This window comes from Paenibacillus sp. BR2-3 (assembly GCF_046529485.1).
Lineage (GTDB): Bacteria > Bacillota > Bacilli > Paenibacillales > Paenibacillaceae > Paenibacillus_AQ.
Genome location: NZ_CP126311.1, coordinates 2,181,235 through 2,202,449, shown reverse-complemented (window position 1 = coordinate 2,202,449; position 21,215 = coordinate 2,181,235). Strand labels below are relative to the sequence as shown.

Here is a 21,215-nt window from a genome sequence, read left to right as displayed (position 1 = left end):
TTACCGAAGTAAATGATCGTGTTGAGCCTGAAGTGGAGCCGTCATAAACTGGTCCCTACATAACGGATTAACCGCTTGCGCTTCTCCGGCTCGGGATCATGCACGATCCGTGTGTCTTCATCAAAAATAAGGGTAGCCCGATCCTTAGGGCTATACTGCGGCCATGGCAGCCCAAGTGTCCCCGGGTCTCCTCGATGTGCAAAAGCAATCCACGCCCCCTGCATGGCTTCCGCCAGCCTCTTCATCGATGGTTTGATCTCTAACCCAAGACGTTTCAAATTTGATAAATTATTAAAAGCATAGACAATTTCAGCGCCATGCACAGCTTTGCCCAGCAGTGGATGGCCTTGGACTGTCCAATCGAACCTGTACATCCAGACCGGCGCATGAGCCCATTGTCTCTCAGCGAAGGAAACCGCATTGCTCCAGAAGTAGAGGTCAGTCAGAATATCAGCCTGTCCCTGCCAGGAAGTCGGGTAATGCCGGGCGATCTCGGACAGGTTTCCTCTTCCCATCATCATCTCAAGCGCCTTAAGCGATTGCTCAAAGCCTGCTGCATTCGATCCCTCGCGGAAGAAAAGATTGCCCTCATCCCGATTTGTACCAATAAGCAGCGGAATGCCGCTTGCCGATCCGCCTGACACAGCCTTCGCCGGGTCTTCCGGAAGCGTATCATGATCAATAACGGGCTGATAAAACATACTTAGCGAGCCTCCGGACAGCTTGAATGTCATTCGTTCAGCCGCCTCCATAATCTTCTCGGCGGGCAGGGAGATCAGCAGGCTGGTATCACCACCGCCGGGAGAAATCCCGAGCTCATCCAGCAAACCTGCGGCTATTCCTTCCGCCTGCTGCGGCTGAAGAGTCTGCGAGGTTCCGCTTTGCATGATTGCCCCCGAGAATAAGCCTTTTGCCGCAGGCATGGCCAGCAGCGCGGCGATGCTCATACTGCCTGCCGATTCCCCGAACACTGTTACATGCTTAGGATCTCCGCCAAAGGCGGCAATATTCTGCTGCACCCACTTCAGAGCCGCAATCTGATCCAGCAATCCCTGGTTGGATGCATATCCTTCACCCAGTGGAGATAGATGCAGAAATCCGAACGGCCCCAGCCGGTAGTTAATAGAAACTACAATTACTTTTCCCCGTGCAGCCAAGCTGGCTCCATCGAACATCGGCTGGCTGCCCGCTCCGGTTACAAAGGTTCCTCCATGAATCCAGACCATAACCGGCAAACCTTCGCCGCCAGCTCTAGGTGACCAAATGTTCAAATACAAGCAGTCCTCAGAATGTTGGGGCTTAGAACCCCCGAATCTTGTACCCCGGGTATCTGGCGGCTGATGGCTGACGGGACCGAATTCCAAAGCATCTCTAACGGAGCTCCAAGGCTCCGGCGGCTGCGGCGCACGAAAACGAAGCTCACCAACGGGAGGAGCTGCAAAGGGAATTCCGCGCCAGATGTTCACGCCATTAGCTTGCATTCCTTTAAGCCTGCCGTAGCAGGTTACGGCTATGGGTCCTTCCATTTGCAATCATCCTTTCATTTTATTCCTTATTCTCTTCAATCTGCGTGTATAAACCGGAACGGAAGCGGAACCACTGGAAAGCATGAATAAATACCACCTTTAACACAGCGTAACCTGGCACAGCTAGGATAATGCCGACCATTCCGAACATTTTACCCGCGAATAAAATTACAAAGATAATCGTGATCGGGTGAATTTTCAACGTCTTGCCCATAATTTGCGGAGAGATAAATTTACCTTCAATCAACTGCACCGCTGTCCAGACGATGATCATCTTCAGCAGCATGAAGGGGGAAGTAACCATCGCTACAACTAATGCGGGAATAATGGCAATCGCCGGACCCAGGTAAGGAACGACCGCTGTACAAGCTGCCGCAATGGCAAGCACAAGCGAATACTTCAGTCCGATGATCACATAACCTACGTAAAGCAGCGCACCTATACAGCAACTGACGATAATTTGCCCGCGAATATAGGAAGCCACTTGACTGTTCATTTCCGACATCACCAATTTTGTCTGCGGCTGCAGTGACGTAGGGACAAATCGCAGAATAAAGTCAGGAAGTCTTTTTCCGTCCCGGAGCAGGTAAAATAAGATTAACGGAGTCGTCACGAGCGCCAGCACAATCTCTGTGAGCGCTCCGACAAAGTTACCGACACCATTCAGGGCATTGTTCAGGAAAGAGGTTACCCATGTCGTAACCCGGCTCGTGATGTCGTTAACGTCAGTTCCGACGTTCTGCTGAACCTTGTCGAACAACTCGCTGCCTGTCAGGCTTATAAACTCCTCTTGGATCTGGTTACTGTACTTCGGGAAATTGTTTATTAAATCGAGCAACTGGCTGCGAATAAGCGGAATGACGGTCAGCAAAATAAGGGTAATAATAGCCGCGATCAGCAGATATAGAATGACAATTCCATACGCACGCCTCACTTTACTTCTTCTTTCCAGCCGGTCTACCAGCGGATTCAGCATATAATAGGCAACCCCCGAGAGGATCAGCGGCAGCGCTACCGTGTGCAGAAGTACGGAGATAGGCTTGAAGACGAACGGGATTTTGGAAAATACCAGAACATTGATTCCGATCAGCAGTAATATCAGCAAAAAAACAACAAACTTATTGTTAAGAAAAAACTTTTTGAACTTTTCCGGCCACACCTGCAGCCTCTCCATTTCTCCAGTCCCCCTACATTAACATGCGTTAATTATCTATTCGTGTTTTAATAGCATAGTCAACGCATGGGCTGCAAGTCAAATTATCAGCATGAATGCTGTCACTTTCCTGTTAACGCAAATAGCAGCCATTATTTATATCAAAGGTAGCCCCCGTATAGGCTCTTGATTTAGAACTTAATAAAAAGATGACTGTATCGGCAATATCCTCCGACCGCAAGGGCTCTTTAATCAACTGGTGCTCCTGGTATTCCTTCTGTCTCCACTCTGGAATATGGCTCATCATCGGAGTATTGGCCATCGTAGGGGCCACTGCATTCACCCGGAATTGCTGACATTCAGATTGTATATGTACATTTTGTCAGAGGCCATCTCCACATTCAGATCCTCTAAAGCCGAGCCATTCAGATCACAGCCGATAACTGTCGCATTATTCTGCAAGCTATGCCGGACTACCTCTTTTCCAATACCGGAGGCTGCTCCGGTCACTATGATTTTCAATGCAGCATATGTTCATTCTCCTTCAAATAAACTTAAGTTCCGCTATGCTTCCTGCCTCCACAAAACCTATCGATTGATACACTTTGTTGGAATCGGGGTTTTTGGCATCTGCATAGAGCATCGGTGTTAACCGCTCTTCAAATAATTGTTCACAGAGTTCAGCCACAACCGCGCTGGCGTATCCTTGTTTACGATGGGCTGGATGGGTATATACATCGTTTATACGGCCATGTCTGGCGGTGCGATGGGCGATATTTGCCATGGATACCGGAGTATCATCAACGACCCACAGATACAGGTTGCCCGAGCGGACTGCTTCTTTTGCCGTGGACCGGAAAACCTCAGGTTCGGCAGGCACGCCAAAAGCATCCTCCGAGAACCCTGCCATAAATTCCGCTATCATAGCCGAGTGTTCCAGGTTTGCTTGCCGCAGATGTCCACCAACCGCCTCGGGTTTGTGCACCTTGGGGCAATGATAGGACTCCAGCATCATATGAGTATGAAACAAAGCACCTTTAGCTTCACAAAAGGATTCAGCAAAAAGCTTTGCCGTGTCCAGTTCCGCAGTTATTCCCGGATAGTCATCCTCCTTCACCTGTTCCACAAGCTCCTGCACCAGCACTTTTCTTTTTTCCGGTGCAATCTCACTTGAAACCCACAGCCAAGGATTATGGCCCTCGGACCGGGTAAAGATCAGGTTGCCGTCAGCAGATCTAATCTTAATTGAATGTTCAATTTCACTGATACGATGAATCAAATTGTATTGAACCTCATCCTTTATAAAAGACCCGTTTTGCAGAACTCCATCGCCAGCCGAATATCTTTCGAACATGCCAGCCCCCCCTAAAATATAACTTTCTTTCAATGATAATCCTCTTTCCCATAAAAATAAACAGCCCAGCACCGAACAATTCCGGTGCAGGGCTGAGGTTAATTGCTGCCTATTCAATATAATTGCTACTTTTTCTTCTTCCCTTTTGCTCCTCTTTCACCCGCTGCTACCAGCTTCCCGTCATAGGTATACACCACATTTTCTTCAAGCCGATCACCCTGCAAATGCTTCCGCACCAGTGATTTCGCTGATTTTGGCGTAATTTCCTTATACCACACGCCCTCCGGATAAGCGATAACCACACAGGCGTCGTTGCATCTTCCATTACAGCGGGTCACCGTCGTATGAATCAGACTTTGCGCACCCTGCTTCTCAATTTCATCCTCTATGGCTTCAGCTACCTCTTCACCCTTGTGCTTCTTGCAGCTGCTTCCGTTACAGACCAGTAAGTGACTGACAGTTCCTTGCAGATTCCATGTTGTCATGGACGATTCGTCCCCCTCATGCCCAATTATACCCCGCTGCTTTTTAGATGATGGAGCAGAGGGATTTTATTCAATCTACCTATTAGTTAGTAGACTGTCAATAGGAAGGCCAATTCACTTTTTTATGGTTACTCTCCATTATTCGTGGAAATAATACCTACAGTTTCCCTTCCAGGGGTTTCAACAATCCCCGTTGTCTTAGCCGCGTGAGCTTTATTGAGATGGGGGAAAATCGTTGTGAAGCATACCGCTTCTCCGAATGGAAAAATCCAAATGTTGGGGTACGCGGATTTTAATGCATCTATCCAATCCTTCGGGTGCAGCGGAAACAAATTATTAAGATCAACCAGACCGGCAGCAATAACAAAGAAACTGCTTATTAAACCCATCATTAGGATAATGATCACATAGATTTGAGCTGTTCTGGCAAATACCTCTATTCCTTTGTTCAGTACATAAATAACACTTTTGGGCGACCGCTCCCGTTTTTCCGCAATCGTTCCGTTCTCTCCGCTGCTGCAGCAGGAACCATTCCTAAATCTCTCTAAAAACAGTAAAGAGAAACCTCTCTTTACTGGATCAACACCAGAATCAGTGCTTGACAATATGTTTCATGCGGGTATACGCGTATTCGAACTGTTGGGCGGACTGCAGAGTCCTTATTATCGCCTGATGTACTAAAAGAGAACAGAACCGGACTGAGGTGACGCTAATTGTGGATTCAACGCCTTCTTTAGGTAGCTTTCAGCTAAATAAGGGCTCCTCTGTCCACCAAATACGAAAACGGGGGTATTTCAAGTCGGGTAGCGTATCCTGGGTCCGCCAAAACGGTCTTGTAGATTTAACTTCCCCAACTCCAGATTTCCTGATTTGGACCCTAGCCTCATTTCGGTTGGATTGGTCCTGCTTTCCATTACCCGATATGGCGGTCTTTCCTACAACGCTCCGTCACTGTAAGTAGGTTAGACCAGTTTCTCAAAAGTTCGAGTGATTCCTATTGCACAGTATCCCTCTCCGTCAAGAATTGATATTGGTGTTGAGCCTCACAAAAGCCGCCCGAAATGGGCGGCTTGTCTGTTGTCCTATTCATATTGCATACTTGACATCATCCCGGGGGTTCAGCTTATAAATCTGCCCCATCCTACTGCGCAATCTGCTCGCGGATATTCGCCAGAATCTTCTTCTCCAGCCGGGAAACCTGCACCTGGGAGATCCCCAGGCGGCTGGCGACCTCCGACTGGGTCTGGTCGCGGTAGTAGCGCAGGTAGACGATTAGGCGCTCCCGTTCGCTTAAAGCCCCGATCGCTTCGTTAAGCGCAAGCTTGTCGAACCAGCGCTCCTGTGACTCGTCGGCGATCTGGTCGATCAGTGTAATCGGATCACCGTCATTCTCGAACACGGTCTCGTGGATGGAGGTCGGCGGCTTGTTGGCCTCCTGGGCAAAGACGATTTCTTCCGGCGTCACGCCCAGCGCCTCCGCAACTTCGCTAATGGTCGGCAGGCGGTCAAGCGTTTTGGACATTTCGTCCTTCATCTTACGCACCTTGTTGGCCATTTCCTTCAATGAGCGGCTGACCTTCAAGGTGCCGTCGTCCCGGAGGAAACGCTGAATCTCGCCGATGATCATCGGCACGGCATAGGTAGAAAATTTGACCTCATAGCTGAGGTCGAATTTATCAACGGACTTCAGCAGACCGATACAGCCGATCTGGAATAAATCGTCAGGCTCATATCCGCGGTTCATAAACCGCTGCACCACCGACCAGACGAGACGGATATTGCAGCTTACAAGCGTGTCACGGGCCAGATTATCTCCGGCCTGACTGAGCGCGATAAGACGTTTGACCTCCGCATCGTCCAAATAGGTCGGCGGAGCTTTTTTTGATTCTGCATCCATGGCTCCAACCCCTAATTGTATAAAGCTTTTTTCGAAACGATGGTTTTCTTCATTGAGATGGAAGTGCCGCGACCCGGTTCACTAGTGACTTCGAACTCATCCATGAAACTCTCCATAATGGTAAAACCCATGCCCGACCGCTCCAGCTCCGGCTTCGACGTATAGAGCGGCTGCTGTGCCAGCTCCAAATCCTCAATTCCCCGCCCCTGATCCTCAATGGTAAGGTGCACGGTTTCATGCTCTATACTGGCCGAGATGCTGACCACACCGTTCGGATCACTGTCATACCCGTGAATAATGCAATTGGTGACCGCTTCTGACACCACCGTCTTCAGATCATTCAGTTCATCCAGCGTAGGATCGAGCCGGGTGACGAAGGCTGCCACAACCACACGCGCGAACGACTCGTTCTCTGACAGGGCAGCGAACTGCACCTTCATGAAGTTACCGGCTTGGCTCTTTGTCATAACGCAACCTCCAAATCCGAGAGTGCAGCACTCTCGTCGTCATATAGGGGCATGATTTTGAACAGGCCCGACATTTCGAGCAGTCTCCGCACGGGTGCGGTCACATCGCATACTGCCATTTTTCCGCCTTTGCTGCGAATGAGCTTATACCTTCCGAGAATAACGCCCAGCCCGGAGCTGTCCATGAATTGAAGATGCTTCAGACTAAGAACCAGATGCTCTACCTGATTCTTCATAATCGCTTCATCCATATCCATACGTACATAGTCGGCTGCGTGATGGTCCAGCTCCCCTGACAGACGGACGATCAGCACACCCCGGTGATGCTCCATTTCAACATGTGAATTCATGCTTGCCACTCTCCTCTTTGTTGTACCCTTCAAGGACAAGGTTTTCTACGCGGCAAAACAGGAATCCTGCCTCCCGACAAAACTAGAAGAAAACTCCTATGAAATTACAAAAGAGAAGCGGTTTATCTACAAAATAATCGGATTAATCTGCTGTAAACAACGATCCTGTCGTCCGCTTGAACAGCTTCCACCAGCCTGCCTTAGCGACGGCTTCGCCTGCTTTTAGATCATATTCCTTCAAAACGGCATTGCCCTGATACACAACAAGCTTTCCGACGATTTGTCCTTCCGCGACAGGAGCTTTTACGCTCTCCGGCAGTATAACCGCATGACGGATGCCTTCCTGTGCCACCCCTTTTTTCAAAAGAACACTATAAGTCTCCTTAGCCGTCAGAACCAGCTGTGACTTCATGCCCTTTTCGATATTGAGCGTAGCCATCGTATCTCCGGCTTTATGAAGCGTATGGACTTTGTATTGGTTGAACAAGTAATCGAACATCCCCGAAACTTCGCTGTTGCGGGTTTTCGTATTGGGTTCACCCAGTACCACAGCCACAGCGCGCAGCCCGTCTCTTGCAGCGGTAGCGGACAGGCAGAACTTAGCCTCAGACGTATAACCGGTTTTCAGTCCATCGGCTCCGGTGTAGAAGCGCACCAGCTTGTTTGTATTCACGAGCCAGAACGGTTTCTCGGAATCCTTGCGCAAATAGTCCTGATAGGCACCGGTATATTTTATAATCTGCTCATGTTTAAGCAGCTCCCGGCTCATTAAGGCAATATCATGTGCAGAGGAATAGTGATTCTCGGCAGGCAGACCGTTGGCGTTGGCGAAATGGGTATCCCCCAGACCCAGCTCCTCGGCACGTTTATTCATCAGGTCCACAAAAGACGATTCCGAGCCGGCAATTTTCTCTGCCATCGCCACAGACGCGTCATTACCGGAAGCCATTGCGATTCCTTTGAGCATTTCATCCACAGACATTTCTTCACCCGGCTCCAGAAAGATCTGTGAACCGCCCATCGAAGCGGCATATTCGCTCGTCCGCACCTTGTCGGTTAACTGCAGCCGCCCCTCATCCAGGGCCTCTACGATGAGCAGCATCGTCATTATTTTCGTAATACTTGCCGGAGGCAGCTTATCATGGCTGTTCTTCTCGTAAATAATGGTGCCGGTACCGGCATCCAGCAAAATGGCGGAACGCGCTCCCGGCGCCAGATCTAAAGTTGCAGCCTTTCCTCCGGAGCCCTTGCTCTTCTCTTCCGCATAAGCCGCCGAAGCCGTGCTAAAGGGTCCGATCACAATACAAAGCACAAGCAGCATGGTAATTACATCACGCAATTTTTTCACATGGTTCCCCTCCTGAACTTTAACCTTCATATCACAGGTACTGTGTTCCAGTTTCGTCAGAAAGGGAGAAAATTATTCCATTTAATAGTGGAATTTTTACCTATTTATTCTCTTCTCTCTCACCCTCGCACTACAAAAAGTATATATATAAATGATCGGAATCATAGAAGGGGTGATAATTATGGTTAACTTTTATCTAGATGGCGATGAGCCCTTGATCAATTTAAAAACAAATGCTATTACTATTACTTCTGCCCCGGTTGAGTTGAAGACAGGAAAATTAACAGGCAGAAAACAATTAATAGTCTATCCCCCCGATACCGGAGTTATTTATTGGGGGTCCGCTTCGGTAACGGAAAGAACCGGTGCTCCGCATAAATCTGCCGACTCTCCTCTGAAATTCATTATAGGTGACAATGTAAAAATTTATGCAGTCAGTGATGGTACAAACCGTTCTGTTCGAGTGGTAGAGACCGGAATCATATCAGCCCCTCCGGAACCCGTGAGTAATCTTCAGGCCACCAATATAAAGCAAACAGCAATGACGTTATTATGGACAGCTTCAGATAATGCTGCGAGCTATGATATTTTCATAGATGGAATTTTCCTCGCGAATACCACCTTTACAACCCACGATGTGGAGGCGCTGGCCACTAAAACAACTTACAAGTTCAGTGTCAAAGCCAAGAATCATACAGGAGTCTCTCCTGAGGCAACCATTAATGCGACAACTTTAAAATCATCAGACGACAGCCTTGTATTCAATGTTGAATTCACCGGACGAGCTGGCTCTAAAACCAACATAGTGTATGATTCCGTTAATAAGGTGGTGTGCACCCTTATAGGGGTTGCCCATGATGGAACTGACGGGTGGCTGGATAACAGGGGATTATATCTTAATAAACAGGATTACGTTACTATATTATCCAATACCGGAGTCCTGTCTGATTCTTTGGATTTCAACACAAGGGGTGTAACCTTTGAAATCGTGGCCTATAACATCAGAGGCGTCTTATTCAGAACTGAACCTTCCAGCATAAGCTCCTACATTGGCAGTATTGTATGTAACAATTTTTATAAATATATAGCGGCTGGTGGAACTGAAAAGCCCGGTAATCTGGGGCACACCTGGTTTGTTGATGCAAATAGCGGGATCAATAAAAGCTTGAATGATTCCCTTCATAATATAAATGAGCTTAATATCGCCACGGTAAGATTCTATCCTGACGGCAGATGTAATTTAATGATCAATGGGAAGCCGGGTGCAAATAGTGATAAGCCTGCGGATTTTGTTGATTATGCGAAGGTTTTGGCAAAAAGTAATATTTTCATTAGAAGAGACCAGACCGCAATAAATACAGACCCCACTACCATACATTCCTTTTCGATCTATAATAGAGCCTTGTCCGATGAAGAAGCTGCAGAGAATTATCATTCCTATAAAGACTCAGAAGAGTTGAGGTTAGTATCCGTATCTCCAGCCGAAGTAAAAATGGCTCCCGGGGAGGATCAACCTTTGGTGGTGGTCACAAGCCCGGCCAAATATGCACCCTTGTTGTTCAATGAATTTGAGAGTGGAAATAAAGGGTTTGTTACCGTAAATTCAAGCGGGATGTTGACAGGCATGAATCCCGGTGACACAGAAATAGCTGTGGTCTCTAAATATAAGGATCAGGTATTTCAAAATCGTGTAAAGGTTACTGTAGGTGCCAGTACAACTATACCCCCTGCTTCAAGTAGAAAGATAAACGGTATTTCTATTAATAGAAATACTTCCAATCTGGAGATCGGACAAAGCTTCGCACTTATGGCAACCACCTTGCCCTTTGATGTTATGAATGACAACCTTGTAATTTGGCAGTCCTCCAACCCCAATGTCTGTTCGGTAAATTTGGGAGTGCTTGACGGCCTTTCTGTCGGAACCTCTGTAATTACAGCCTACGACAGCAGTAAAATGTACTCTAAAAGTTTTACGGTAACGGTTTCTGAACCCGTAGTGTTAAAGATTGAACCCTCGGAGGTTTACAATGTCGTGCTGGAAACCTACGGAATTCGTTCAGATCATACGGATGCGGTCAACACCACAAATGGTATACAGGCAGCCATGAATTATGCCTCTGCTAATCATTTCAAGAAAATAATATTCCCCTTTGGGCGTTATCTGGTCACCCCTGCTGCCAAAACCATACTTCTGCCGACAGAGATGACTATTGATTTCAGTAATTCAATTATCAACATAGAGCCAAGTGCAAAAACGGCAAAGGGATATACGATGTTCCTTTTCGATTATGTATCTCACACTAAGCTTATGAACGCCAAAATTTATGGAGAAGCAGATTACACAACACTGGCTGCTTCCAATGAGGCTTGTGTATCCGTTGAAGTAAAAGAAGCGTATAAATCCGGTTTGGAAAATTGCACGCTAAGCAAATCACCCGGATTTAATATGTCTACCTCACTTAGATTGAGAAAAACAGGAACGCTCGATAGGAATGTTAGCAAAAGTAATTTCGAAGCAGGAAGTATAGATTCAAAAGGCGTCAATGATAATACGATAACAAGCAATACTTTTAGAAGCATTAACGATTTGGACATCAATGGACTAGGTGATTACTACATGTTAGCCTATTCTCAAGGGTATTTTGGTTATAATTTGTTACGGTCAAGACTATATAGCATTTTCTTTTATGATGTGAATCATCTGTTTCTAGAATCTCAAATGTACAACCTGCAATTCTACAACTACGCGAAGCCGGTTAAAGCAAAATACGCTAAAATAGTTATTTATCAAGAGGCTGCCCCAACTAGTGAGGATAGCGACTTCAAGGCTGTTGCTTTCTTGAGAACTAGCGGAATGCCTATCGACTGCTACATTCGGAATTGTATTTTCGAGGATAACTTCAGTTCCGGTCTTGCAATGTGTGGTGGACAAAGCTGGTTATTAGAAGGCAATACCTTCTCAAGGAACGGAAAACGTATGCCCGCCTGTGACATTGATTGGGAGGATGGATGGGATACTATGGTTGGAGATATTGTACGGAATAATAAGTTCAACTCCAAAAGTGGTATAACAGCAGCCGCAGGTTGTAGTTTAGTGCTGTACGGCAACGTATTTACCCAGTCTACACTAACTATGTGGAATCGAACTCAGAACTACAGAATATACAGCAACTACTTTAATGGCAAAGGAGATCAACGTAATATATCTTTATCGTGTCAAGCGGAATCTTACTTTGTTAGAAATATCTTATCAGGCATAACCTATACCAAAGCGATTAACCATCCCGGAGCCAGTTACCAGGTTCGTGATGCAAACAACACACTAATTTAAGTCAAAAGAAAAAGGCACCTACACTAATCGTTGTAACGATTGTGAGGTGCTTTTATAGGTTCAGAACCTTTACTTAATGGAAAATAACTAATACCGGGTGACGCCGTCTTTCGTAACGAGCGCATAAATCAGCGGCTGCGCAACAACCGGTTCGGAGAAAATGCGGTAAGCCTCCAGAACCTTGCTCTTAGCCTCATTAAGCTTGCTTTCACTGGCTTCGTTCACATGCAGAACGGCAAGCGTCTCGCCTTGCTCGACGGCATCCCCGACTTTTTTGGACAAATGAATGCCTACGGCAAGATCTATGACGGATTCCTTCGTTTCACGGCCTGCCCCGAGCAGCATCGCCGCAATACCGATCTCTTCAGCCTGAATGCCTTCTACATAACCACTGACCGCTGCCTTCACTTCGATGAAGGTAAAGGCCGTGGGCAGTGTTTCAGGTGACTCAATCTGTGATACATCTCCGCCCTGCGCTCCAACCATTTGCTTGAATTTCTCCAATGCGGAGCCGTCCTCGATATGAGCCTTCAGGATGGACCGGGCTTCCGCTTCATCCTTGGCCTTGCCGCCAAGCACGAGCATGTGGCTGCCAAGAATAAGGCAGACCTCCTCCAAATCCTTCGGTCCATGACCCTTCAGCGTCTCAATGCCCTCCTTGACTTCAAGGGCGTTGCCGATGCCGAATCCCAGCGGCTGGTCCATATCACTGATCACCGCTACGGTATTGCGTCCCAGATGAGTCCCGATATCCACCATCGCCTGTGCCAGTGCAATCGACTTGTCCAGTGTTTTCATAAAAGCGCCGCTGCCGGTTTTGACATCCAGTACGATAGCGTCTGCTCCTGCGGCAATTTTCTTGCTCATCACGGAGCTTGCGATCAGCGGAATGGATTCCACAGTCGCCGTTACATCACGCAGCGCGTACAGCTTCTTATCGGCAGGCGTAATGTTGCCGGATTGGCCGATCACCGCTGCGCCGATCTCGCCAACCTGGGCAAAAAAGCGCTCACGGTCCATCTCCACGGAGAAGCCTGTGATGGATTCCAGCTTATCGATGGTCCCGCCGGTATGCCCGAGCCCTCGTCCGGACATTTTGGCCACAGGCACACCGGCTGCTGCCACGAGCGGAGCCAGCACAACCGTGGTTTTATCGCCCACGCCCCCGGTAGAGTGTTTGTCTACCTTGATTCCTGCAATCGGACTGAGATCCACCTGATCACCGGACATGGCCATTTCCAGCGTCAAATCACCGGTTTCCCGTGCGTTCATTCCTTGGAAGTATACAGCCATGGCCCATGCTGAAAGCTGGTAATCCGGAATTTCACCATGGCTGTAGCCTTGAATCAAAAATGAGATCTCCTCGCGGGTCAGCTCTCCGCCGTCTCTTTTTTTCTGGATAATATCGACTGCTCTCATAATTAAACCTGGACTTCGCGCACGAACGCACGAACCAGTCCGATGAATTTCGGTTTGGTCAGGTTTGCCACCTTAACCACCTGCTCATGAGTCAACGGCTCAAGCTCATCTCCAATAGCCATATCGGTAATGCAGGTGATGCCGAGCACACGCAGTTTGCTGTGGCTGGCTGCAATCACCTCAGGAACGGTGGACATGCCTACAGCATCGCCGCCGAGGTAAGCGAGCATTTTGAGCTCAGCCGGAGTTTCATAAGTCGGTCCGCTGATACCGGCATATACGCCTTCCTGGAGCTGAAGCGTTTCTCCTTCCGGACCTTTAACTTCCGTAGCAAGCTTTTTCGCAAGCGCAATATATTCCGGATCATAAGCGCGGGACATATCAGGGAATCGTACGCCAAGCTCCGGATCATTGGGGCCGATCAGCGGGTTGTCGCCGGTCATATTTAAATGGTCGGTAATCAGCATCAGATCCCCTGCCTTGAAGGCTTTGTTCATGCCGCCGCCGGCGTTTGTAATTACTAGGGTTGTGATGCCGAGCTTGGCCAGCACGTATACCGGAAGAACGACCTTGCGCATAGCGTAGCCTTCATAGAAGTGAAAACGGCCCTGCATAATAATAACGTCCTTGCCTTCCAGCTTCCCGATCACAAAGCGGCCGGCATGGCCAACAACCGTAGAACGCGGAAAATGCGGAATTTCTTCGTATGGCAGATACACTGCATTCTCAATTTGATCACCCAGGTCGCCAAGGCCGGAACCCAGAATCAAACCGATGCTTGGGGAGTAAGCTCCCAGTTTAGATTTTACATATTCAGCCGCTTCTTTGACTTGTACGCCGTAAGCAGCAGTATTTGCAATTTGTGTCATATCATTATCCTCCCGATCTCAAATAGATTATTAGCTGCTAAAGCTTTGGAATAAAAGCCAATACCAGCTTCAAAAAGCGCTCCCGCACCCGTTCAGCCGTCTCCATGACCTCGCTGTGATCCAAAGGCTGATCCAGAATGCCGGCCGCCATATTTGTAATACAGGAAATACCTAGCACCTCAATACCGGCATGGCGGGCAACTATCGTCTCCGATACCGTCGACATGCCTACCGCATCCGCACCTAGACGGCGCAACATAACGATCTCTGCCGGAGTTTCGTAGGTAGGACCGAGCAGCCCCGCATATACGCCTTCCTTGAACTCATAATCCTGTGCAGCAGCCGTTTCTTTGGCAATCTCAATCAGGCGGCGGCTGTAAGCCGATGACATATCGGGGAATCGCACGCCAAGCTTATTATCATTGGGTCCGGTTAACGGATTACGGCCGGTCAGATTCAACTGGTCGATAATCAGCATTAGATCGCCTGGAGTGAAATTTGTGTTCACACCGCCAGCAGCATTGGTTACAAGCAAACTAGTAACCCCGAGCTCTTTCATGACCCGTACCGGGAAGGCCGTTGTCTCTGGACCATAGCCCTCATACATATGAAAACGGCCCTTCATCATCACGACACGACGTCCTTCGATCTTGCCTATCAGCAGCTCACCTTCATGTCCTTCTACCGTGGATACCGGAAAATGCGGAATCTCATGGTAAGGAATGCTGATCCCATCCGTAATCAGATCGGCCAGAACGCCAAGACCGGAGCCGAGAATCAGACCAATCTCCGGCGCTTCCGGACTTTTACCCTTAATATAAGCGGCTGCTTCCTCTATCGTGCTTTTGCTAATTCCGTTCATGGTCAAGTTCCTCCTAAGTCTATTTCAATTCTCCCAAAAAGCTTGTCCCGTACTGCGGCGCTTTGGCCCCGAAGTTATCGGCTATCGTTGCCGCCACATCGGAGAACGTCTCTCTGACATCGAGGCTGTCCGGATGGTGCAGGCCTGGGCTATATACGAGCAGAGGCACATATTCACGCGTATGATCCGTACCGCTATGTACTGGATCATTGCCATGGTCGGCTGAGATAATGAGCAAATCCTTATCGCCCAGCGTCTCGATAATTTCTGGCAGGGCCTCGTCGAACACTTCCAGTGCGCGTCCATAGCCTTGCGGATCACGGCGATGACCATACAGGGAGTCGAAATCAACCAGGTTCGTAAAGAGTAATCCATTGAAAGGTTGACGAAGCTGCTCAATCGTAATCTCTATACCATGCTCGTTGCTCTTGGTGGGGTAGCTAGCCGTAACTCCTTCACCCGTGAAAATATCATTGATCTTGCCTACAGCGATCACATCCTTGCCGATATCCGCCAGAGCGTTCATCACCGTTGCCTCCGGCGGTTTCACCGCATAATCGTGACGGTTCGGCGTGCGTTTGAAATTGCCCGGTTCACCCACATATGGACGCGCAATAACACGGCCTACAGAGAACTCGGGAGCCATCGTCAGTTCACGGGCTATTTTGCAGGCGCTGTACAGCTCTTCCAGCGGAATGATGTCCTCATGCGCAGCCAATTGGAATACGCTATCAGCGGAGGTATACACAATCCATGCCCCTGTCTTCATTTGCTCCTCGCCGTATTCAACGAGAATCTCCGTGCCGGAAGCCGGTTTGTTGCCGATCACTTTGCGGTCTGTCGCTGCTTCGAACTTCTCAATCAGCTCTGCCGGAAAACCGTCGGGATAGGTATTGAAAGGAACCTCAATCTTCAGCCCCATCAGCTCCCAATGGCCAGTCATTGTATCCTTGCCTACGGAAACCTCCTTCATCTTGCCATAATACCCGGTCGGCGACGTCACAGGCGCAAGCGGTGGCAGCGGCTCGATATTTGCAAGTCCCAGCCGCTGCAGGTTGGGCAGCGTAAGTCCGGGAACCCGTTCCAGTATATGGCCCAGTGTATGAGATCCCGTATCCCCGAAGCCTGCAGCATCCGGCGCTTCTCCGATACCCACACTGTCCAAAACAATAAAGCAAATCCGATTAAAAGAGGACATCGCAGTCTCCACTCCTTCATTAAATGCATATTAATTTCATCTGTCCAACAAGAAGAAACGGCTTGCCAGTCCACATAGACTACGGTATCCGTTTCCAATATCCTTATAGTACCCTTTGAAAGCGTTATGCTCTCCCCTATTCCAGGAAAACTTCTAATTTTAACATAAAGCTACACTGCAAGCCCCTGAATTCACGCTAAAATAAAGCGTCCCCACAGGTTCATTTACCGAGCCCTTGGGTGATGACTCTCATATACTTCCTTCATGTTCCTGCGTGCGATTCCGCTGTAAATCTGGGTTGTCGAAATATCGGCATGTCCCAACATGTGCTGCACAGAGCGCAGGTCTGCACCACCTTCAAGCAAATGGGCAGCGAAGGAATGCCGCAGCGTATGAGGGGTGATATCCTGCCCGATCTCGGCTTCCCTGGCGTATTTCTTAATGATTTTCCAAAAGCCTTGCCGGGTTAGACGTCCGCCCAGACTGTTCAGGAACAGTGCCGGCTCCAGTTCGTCCTGCCTAAGCAGCTTATCCCGCATATCTGCTACATAAACTGCCGCGCACTCTGCCGCAATGTTCCCTATCGGAACCACTCTTTCCTTGCCTGAAGCCCCGGAGCACCGGGCATACTTCATCCCGGTATGGACATCATCCACATTGAGTGAAATCAGTTCAGATACCCGGATTCCGGTAGCATAGAGCAGCTCCAGCATGGCCTTGTCCCGCATGCCTTGGGCCGTATTACCGTCCGGTGCGGCAAGCAGTCTCTCCACCTCTTGCACGGTAAGCACCATCGGTGGCTTCTTTTCCGGTTTCATCGATTCCATATCGAGCGAAGGGTCCTGTCCGATCAGCCGTTCTTTCAGCAAATAATGAAAAAAGGAACGGATCGATACCGTATTCCGGTTAACCGTTGCCGCGGCCCGTCCTGCTTGACGGAGACCGCCGAGATAGAGCGTAACATGAGACTTCTTAATCGCCTCCGGCGATTCTGCGCCCCGCTCCAAGGCGAACTCCAGAAACTGCGATATATCCCGTCCGTAAGATTCCAACGTGTTCCGGGACAAGCCTTTATCCCTGGACAGATAAAGCATAAAGGGCTCCAAGTATGCCTTCATCAATTCACGCTCCTGTCTTACGCCGCCGGTCATTGTGACTCAGGCACAGCACTTCAGAGTGGACTACCCTGATTTCCATTCGACATTCTTCATCCTTTTTCCTGCTTACTATGACTTCTTACTCACCGTACCAATAATAAAAACGTAAACGCTCCTCCGGATTCATCTCATCGCTGCTCCGGTGATCATTATGGAATGCCCGCACTGCTGACCCCTCCGGTATTCCGTAGTTGTTAATCGGGTTAATCCAGCCTTGAAGAATACTCATTACATAATAGAGCAAATAGCTCAGCGCCACAAACATGATCATCAGGTACAGCCGGCGCACGGATTTGGGTATAGAGATAATCATCTTGTTCCTCCTTAAGTTTTGCTTTAGCAAAACTGGCTTCGAAAGACCGGGACAAACCCGGTCCTTCACCTTATGCCGCTAAGTGATTTCTTATGTATCTTTCTTCCCCGGACTATCTAAATAGATAGTACTGAAAATTTTTTCATTCGGAGTGTGGTCGTAACTACGGTGAATGTTTGGACTTCCGGCCGCTGTTGTCGTAAGAATTTCTTTAATTTTACCGCGTTCGCGGATGAAATCCGGAGACAAAGGCGGTCGCTAACGCTCCTCCAGTTCCAAAAATCCCCCTCCGTTACTTTCACCCAAACCTTATATCTCCTCAGTTCAATCTATATAAATTTTAAAAAGCCCTCTCCGGCAGCCTTGCCGGGGAGAGCTTTTGAACTAATTCCTTATCTATAAAAATTTCTTATTTATAAATATTACTCAGGACGCTTCCCGTCCGAATTATTCTTGTCCTTGCAGCGGTGACATATCCCGTGAAAATCGAGCCTGTGATCAATCACCGTAAAATTGAATTCGATCTCCAGCTTTTCTTCCAGCGGACCGAGCCAATCCTCACGGATTTCGTCCATACTGCCGCATTGCACACAGATCAGATGATGGTGATGATGTTTCGCTGTGTCCGTACGCAAATCATAACGGGCCACCCCGTCGCCAAAGTTGATCTTCTCCACAACATGAAGCTCACTAAGCAATTCCAGGGTACGATATACGGTGGCCAGACCGATTTCGGGAGCTTTCTCTTTCACGAGCATGAATACGTCCTCGGCGCTGAGATGATCCTCCTCGTTCTCCAGGAGCACCCTTACGGTAGCTTCCCGTTGAGGTGTAAGCTTATATCCATGGGATTGTAGCTGCTGCTTGATTTTATCTATCCGGGCTTCCATTGTCTGCCTCCCCCTTGGAAAATTACCGCACCGGGCTCAAACCACTTCTTTCATTATAGGGGGAGTTACTTTGAGAAGTCAAACGCTTTTACAATGCGGCGGAGTCCGTAACAGCTTGTATAAGTGAAGGCGTTACCCAGCGCATCATAGCCGGTGTTACCCAGGTTTCAAAACTGGAAACACCCAAAATCAGCACCGCCATGGAGAGCGACAACACCGTATACATGGCAAAAGGGCGGGTTACCGAATTCCGGCGCTGGCCCAGTACCCGGCTGCGGATCATGTGCAAAGAGAAGGCAATCGCAGCCGCACTGCTAACCAAAAGCACTGGAATCAGGACCAAATTATGCGGGGCGACCGAAACCAGTGCAAACAACAACCCGTGCCAGGAATATTGGGCGATCAGAGTACCGACTGTGAACCCGATCAGCACGCCTTTGAGAAAATCAAGAATAAGAATGCCTGGCAGCCCGATTACAGAGAGCCCAAGAATCCAGATCAGGCCAATCCATTTAAGATGGAGACCGGCGATGCTCCAGAACGATTCCGGATCGGCAGGCAGCCCCTGTTGATCCACCGTAATAAAAAAATTACCCAGGTACTCCCCCAAATCCTGCTGCTGATCCAGCGTCATCGCGCTGACAATGAGGGCCCCGAAGATAACCCCTACCAAGAATAAAACGGCGACAAAAATATACAAAGGCGTCTGTTCCTTTACCATCAGTCGGATGTTTCGCACCTTGGACGTTCTCCTTTCCGGTCATATGTTACACCATATGAAGAAACGCCCCATTCTATGACTTGTCCTTTAGTCTGCCCCTTGCCTGAACTACTTTGCCGTAGGTCCCGCCGCCCCCTGCAGACAGCTCAAGAACACCGGAGCGGGCGGCGACGATTTTGGCGGCCAAATCTGCTCCAGCGACCGCTGCAATCTCCTGTTCACCGGCCTTGTGTATAATATTCATTTCGCTGCCAAAAGCCTCCAAGAGAATATTCATCTTAGCTTTTCCAAGGCCCGGTATGAAATCAAGCGGCACCTGATAGTGGTACGTAGGACGGTGAGCAGGCACTACCGGCTCTTCGCGGTCGGCGATATGCAGAATCCGGTCCAGCACGCCTTGCACCAGCTTCGGGCTGCCGCAATAAGGACAGCGCTCTGAAGTGGCGAAAGTTTCATCGATGATGCTCCCGCAGCCGCTGCAGTAAGTCCGGTGGTACTTGCCGAGCCGGGGATTCAGTCCAAAGTTGCCCGTTACCCCGCGCCCCTCTTTACGTTCCAGCGCCAACCTCAGCTCCGCAAAGGAAGGTTCCGCAAGCTCCATAACGTTATATTCACGGCCGATTTTCCCCAGGGAATGCGCATCGGAGTTGGTCAGGAAGGTATACCGGTCAAGTTCGCTGATATACCCGGCCATTTCTGAATCCGCACTCAGCCCAAGTTCAACGGCCGCAATGCGATCCAGGTCAAAAATATCGGCCATTTGCTCCGCGCTGCAGCCATACAAGCCCTTATGGGGAGTGAAAATATGGGCAGGAATCAGCAGCCCGCCTCTCCCGTAAATCTCATCCTGCAGCACCCGTGCCGGAGCGTACAAGCGCTGGGAGCTTAAGTTAATATTCCGCATATGGCGGCTCATCCAGCTGCTGAAGTCCTGCATCGTCTCCAGATCCGGCATAAAAGCCAGGACATGGCATTCCTTCCGTCCCGGTTCACGGATCTCAATCTCCGCCCCCAGCACAATGGTTGTTCCCCGGTAAGCAATGCCGCCGCCTTTCGCAGAGGTCATTTCTCCGGAATCCAGACAATCCATAATATCGCGCTGAACTGGAGGTGAATGGCTGTCTATGATACCCACCAGCTCCATCCCCTTGCGCTGCGCCGCCTCTTTGGCAATACCCGCAAAGGTCAGGTCGCGGCTTCCGCTGATTTTAACCGAATGACCGTCCGATGTTTTGCCAATATGAACATGCAGGTCACAATAGCAGGCCTTAAGTTCCGGTTCTAGTGCCATTGTCCCGTCAAGGTGTAAAGATGCCATGCGTACACCGCCATCATCGTCTTTGCGTCAGCGATGCGCCCGCTCTCTATATATTCGTAGGCTTCTTCCAGCGTCAGCTCAGCAACCTCCAGGAACTCATCCTCATCCAGCGCCATTTCTCCGGGCTCGGCATTCTCTGTCACATATAAATGAATGATTTCGTCAGCAAATCCGGGAGAAGTATAGAACGACTTCAGAAGAAAAAGCTCTCCGCTATGAAAACCTGTCTCCTCCTGCAGCTCGCGTCCTGCAGCATACAAAGGGTCTTCCCCCGGGTCCAGCTTGCCTGCCGGAATCTCCACCTCGGTGCGGTGCATAGGCTGGCGATACTGCTCCACAACAAGCATTTTATTGTTGTTCAAGGCGAGTACTGCCACCGCTCCCGGGTGCTTCACCACCTCACGGGTAGCCGTGTTGCCATCCGGCAGACGCACCGTGTCCACCTGGAGTGTAATGATTTTCCCGTCAAAAATAGGCTTCGAAGACAAAGTTTCTTCATCCAGGGCCGGGTTAGGCTTCAGTTCGTATTTTTTCATTTTCATCAGGTCTCCTTTGGC

The 21,215-nt window shown here is 49.1% G+C and carries 21 protein-coding genes and 1 pseudogene; 1 reads left to right on the top strand and 21 read right to left on the bottom strand.

The features are described 5' to 3' along the window. Nucleotides 1-41: 41 nt before the first annotated feature. The 11 genes and pseudogenes from PaeBR_RS10470 to PaeBR_RS10420 all read right to left on the bottom strand — a co-directional run bounded on the left by PaeBR_RS10470 (nucleotide 42) and on the right by PaeBR_RS10420 (nucleotide 8,553). Nucleotides 42-1,526 (bottom strand): carboxylesterase/lipase family protein, encoded by a 1,485-nt coding sequence (locus PaeBR_RS10470; RefSeq protein ID WP_410514746.1) that lies wholly within the window; start codon nucleotides 1,524-1,526, stop codon nucleotides 42-44. A 19-nt stretch (nucleotides 1,527-1,545) separates the two neighbouring features. Continuing rightward, nucleotides 1,546-2,700, bottom strand: a complete 1,155-nt coding sequence (locus PaeBR_RS10465) for an AI-2E family transporter (RefSeq protein ID WP_410514745.1) — start codon at nucleotides 2,698-2,700, stop codon at nucleotides 1,546-1,548. Nucleotides 2,701-2,812: 112 nt separating this feature from the next. Next, nucleotides 2,813-3,025: pseudogene (locus PaeBR_RS10460) on the bottom strand (SDR family oxidoreductase); the annotation flags it as partial. Beyond that, complete coding sequence (locus PaeBR_RS10455) at nucleotides 3,019-3,189, bottom strand: SDR family NAD(P)-dependent oxidoreductase (protein ID WP_410515147.1); 171 nt, start codon at nucleotides 3,187-3,189, stop codon at nucleotides 3,019-3,021. The pseudogene PaeBR_RS10460 and the gene PaeBR_RS10455, both read right to left, overlap by 7 nt. 34 nt (nucleotides 3,190-3,223) lie before the next feature. After that, nucleotides 3,224-4,033, bottom strand: a complete 810-nt coding sequence (locus PaeBR_RS10450; protein ID WP_410514744.1) for a GNAT family N-acetyltransferase — start codon at nucleotides 4,031-4,033, stop codon at nucleotides 3,224-3,226. Nucleotides 4,034-4,158: 125 nt separating this feature from the next. After that, nucleotides 4,159-4,518 (bottom strand): (2Fe-2S) ferredoxin domain-containing protein, encoded by a 360-nt coding sequence (locus PaeBR_RS10445; protein ID WP_410514743.1) that lies wholly within the window; start codon nucleotides 4,516-4,518, stop codon nucleotides 4,159-4,161. A gap of 128 nt (nucleotides 4,519-4,646) precedes the next feature. Continuing rightward, nucleotides 4,647-5,123: a GerAB/ArcD/ProY family transporter gene (locus PaeBR_RS10440; RefSeq protein ID WP_410514742.1), complete on the bottom strand. Its 477-nt coding sequence runs from the start codon at nucleotides 5,121-5,123 to the stop codon at nucleotides 4,647-4,649. Nucleotides 5,124-5,659: 536 nt separating this feature from the next. Continuing rightward, nucleotides 5,660-6,415 (bottom strand): RNA polymerase sporulation sigma factor SigF, encoded by a 756-nt coding sequence (gene sigF, locus PaeBR_RS10435; protein WP_410514741.1) that lies wholly within the window; start codon nucleotides 6,413-6,415, stop codon nucleotides 5,660-5,662. 11 nt (nucleotides 6,416-6,426) lie between these two features. Further along, nucleotides 6,427-6,882 (bottom strand): anti-sigma F factor, encoded by a 456-nt coding sequence (gene spoIIAB / locus PaeBR_RS10430; protein ID WP_410514740.1) that lies wholly within the window; start codon nucleotides 6,880-6,882, stop codon nucleotides 6,427-6,429. Further along, nucleotides 6,879-7,232 (bottom strand): anti-sigma F factor antagonist, encoded by a 354-nt coding sequence (gene spoIIAA, locus PaeBR_RS10425; protein ID WP_410514739.1) that lies wholly within the window; start codon nucleotides 7,230-7,232, stop codon nucleotides 6,879-6,881. Before spoIIAA ends, spoIIAB begins: the two co-directional genes overlap by 4 nt. Before the next feature lie 142 nt (nucleotides 7,233-7,374). After that, a complete protein-coding gene (locus tag PaeBR_RS10420) occupies nucleotides 7,375-8,553 on the bottom strand; it encodes a D-alanyl-D-alanine carboxypeptidase family protein (protein ID WP_410515146.1) in 1,179 nt (392 codons plus the stop codon). 208 nt (nucleotides 8,554-8,761) lie between these two features. On the opposite strand from PaeBR_RS10420, the gene PaeBR_RS10415 reads away from it, so the two are divergent. Further along, nucleotides 8,762-11,911 carry an Ig-like domain-containing protein gene (locus PaeBR_RS10415; RefSeq protein WP_410514738.1) on the top strand — a complete coding sequence of 1,050 codons (3,150 nt, stop codon included), beginning with the start codon at nucleotides 8,762-8,764 and terminating at the stop codon, nucleotides 11,909-11,911. 87 nt (nucleotides 11,912-11,998) lie between these two features. Here PaeBR_RS10415 and PaeBR_RS10410 read toward each other — a convergent pair whose 3' ends face one another. The 10 genes from PaeBR_RS10410 to PaeBR_RS10365 all read right to left on the bottom strand — a co-directional run bounded on the left by PaeBR_RS10410 (nucleotide 11,999) and on the right by PaeBR_RS10365 (nucleotide 21,194). Further along, nucleotides 11,999-13,330 carry a pyrimidine-nucleoside phosphorylase gene (locus PaeBR_RS10410; RefSeq protein WP_410514737.1) on the bottom strand — a complete coding sequence of 444 codons (1,332 nt, stop codon included), beginning with the start codon at nucleotides 13,328-13,330 and terminating at the stop codon, nucleotides 11,999-12,001. Between the two features lie 2 nt (nucleotides 13,331-13,332). Further along, on the bottom strand, nucleotides 13,333-14,199 hold the full coding sequence (locus PaeBR_RS10405; protein WP_410514736.1) for a purine-nucleoside phosphorylase: 867 nt from the start codon (nucleotides 14,197-14,199) through the stop codon (nucleotides 13,333-13,335). Between the two features lie 37 nt (nucleotides 14,200-14,236). Then, on the bottom strand, nucleotides 14,237-15,061 hold the full coding sequence (locus PaeBR_RS10400) for a purine-nucleoside phosphorylase (protein ID WP_410514735.1): 825 nt from the start codon (nucleotides 15,059-15,061) through the stop codon (nucleotides 14,237-14,239). 19 nt (nucleotides 15,062-15,080) lie between these two features. After that, complete coding sequence (gene deoB / locus PaeBR_RS10395) at nucleotides 15,081-16,259, bottom strand: phosphopentomutase (protein ID WP_410514734.1); 1,179 nt, start codon at nucleotides 16,257-16,259, stop codon at nucleotides 15,081-15,083. Between the two features lie 224 nt (nucleotides 16,260-16,483). After that, entirely contained in the window at nucleotides 16,484-17,377 is an 894-nt protein-coding gene (gene xerD / locus PaeBR_RS10390; protein WP_410514733.1) for a site-specific tyrosine recombinase XerD, read from the bottom strand. A 118-nt stretch (nucleotides 17,378-17,495) separates the two neighbouring features. Continuing rightward, the gene (locus PaeBR_RS10385; RefSeq protein WP_410514732.1) at nucleotides 17,496-17,729 is read right to left on the bottom strand and encodes a DUF4227 family protein; all 234 of its coding nucleotides are present in this window, start codon (nucleotides 17,727-17,729) and stop codon (nucleotides 17,496-17,498) included. Between the two features lie 422 nt (nucleotides 17,730-18,151). Further along, entirely contained in the window at nucleotides 18,152-18,619 is a 468-nt protein-coding gene (locus PaeBR_RS10380) for a Fur family transcriptional regulator (RefSeq protein WP_410514731.1), read from the bottom strand. Between the two features lie 88 nt (nucleotides 18,620-18,707). Continuing rightward, a complete protein-coding gene (spoIIM, locus tag PaeBR_RS10375) occupies nucleotides 18,708-19,358 on the bottom strand; it encodes a stage II sporulation protein M (RefSeq protein ID WP_410514730.1) in 651 nt (216 codons plus the stop codon). Nucleotides 19,359-19,413: 55 nt separating this feature from the next. Continuing rightward, nucleotides 19,414-20,658, bottom strand: coding sequence for an endonuclease Q family protein (locus PaeBR_RS10370; protein WP_410514729.1), 1,245 nt, complete (start codon nucleotides 20,656-20,658; stop codon nucleotides 19,414-19,416). Next, nucleotides 20,622-21,194 (bottom strand): NUDIX domain-containing protein, encoded by a 573-nt coding sequence (locus PaeBR_RS10365; RefSeq protein WP_410514728.1) that lies wholly within the window; start codon nucleotides 21,192-21,194, stop codon nucleotides 20,622-20,624. The genes PaeBR_RS10370 and PaeBR_RS10365 overlap by 37 nt, the downstream gene beginning before the upstream one ends. Nucleotides 21,195-21,215: the final 21 nt, after the last annotated feature.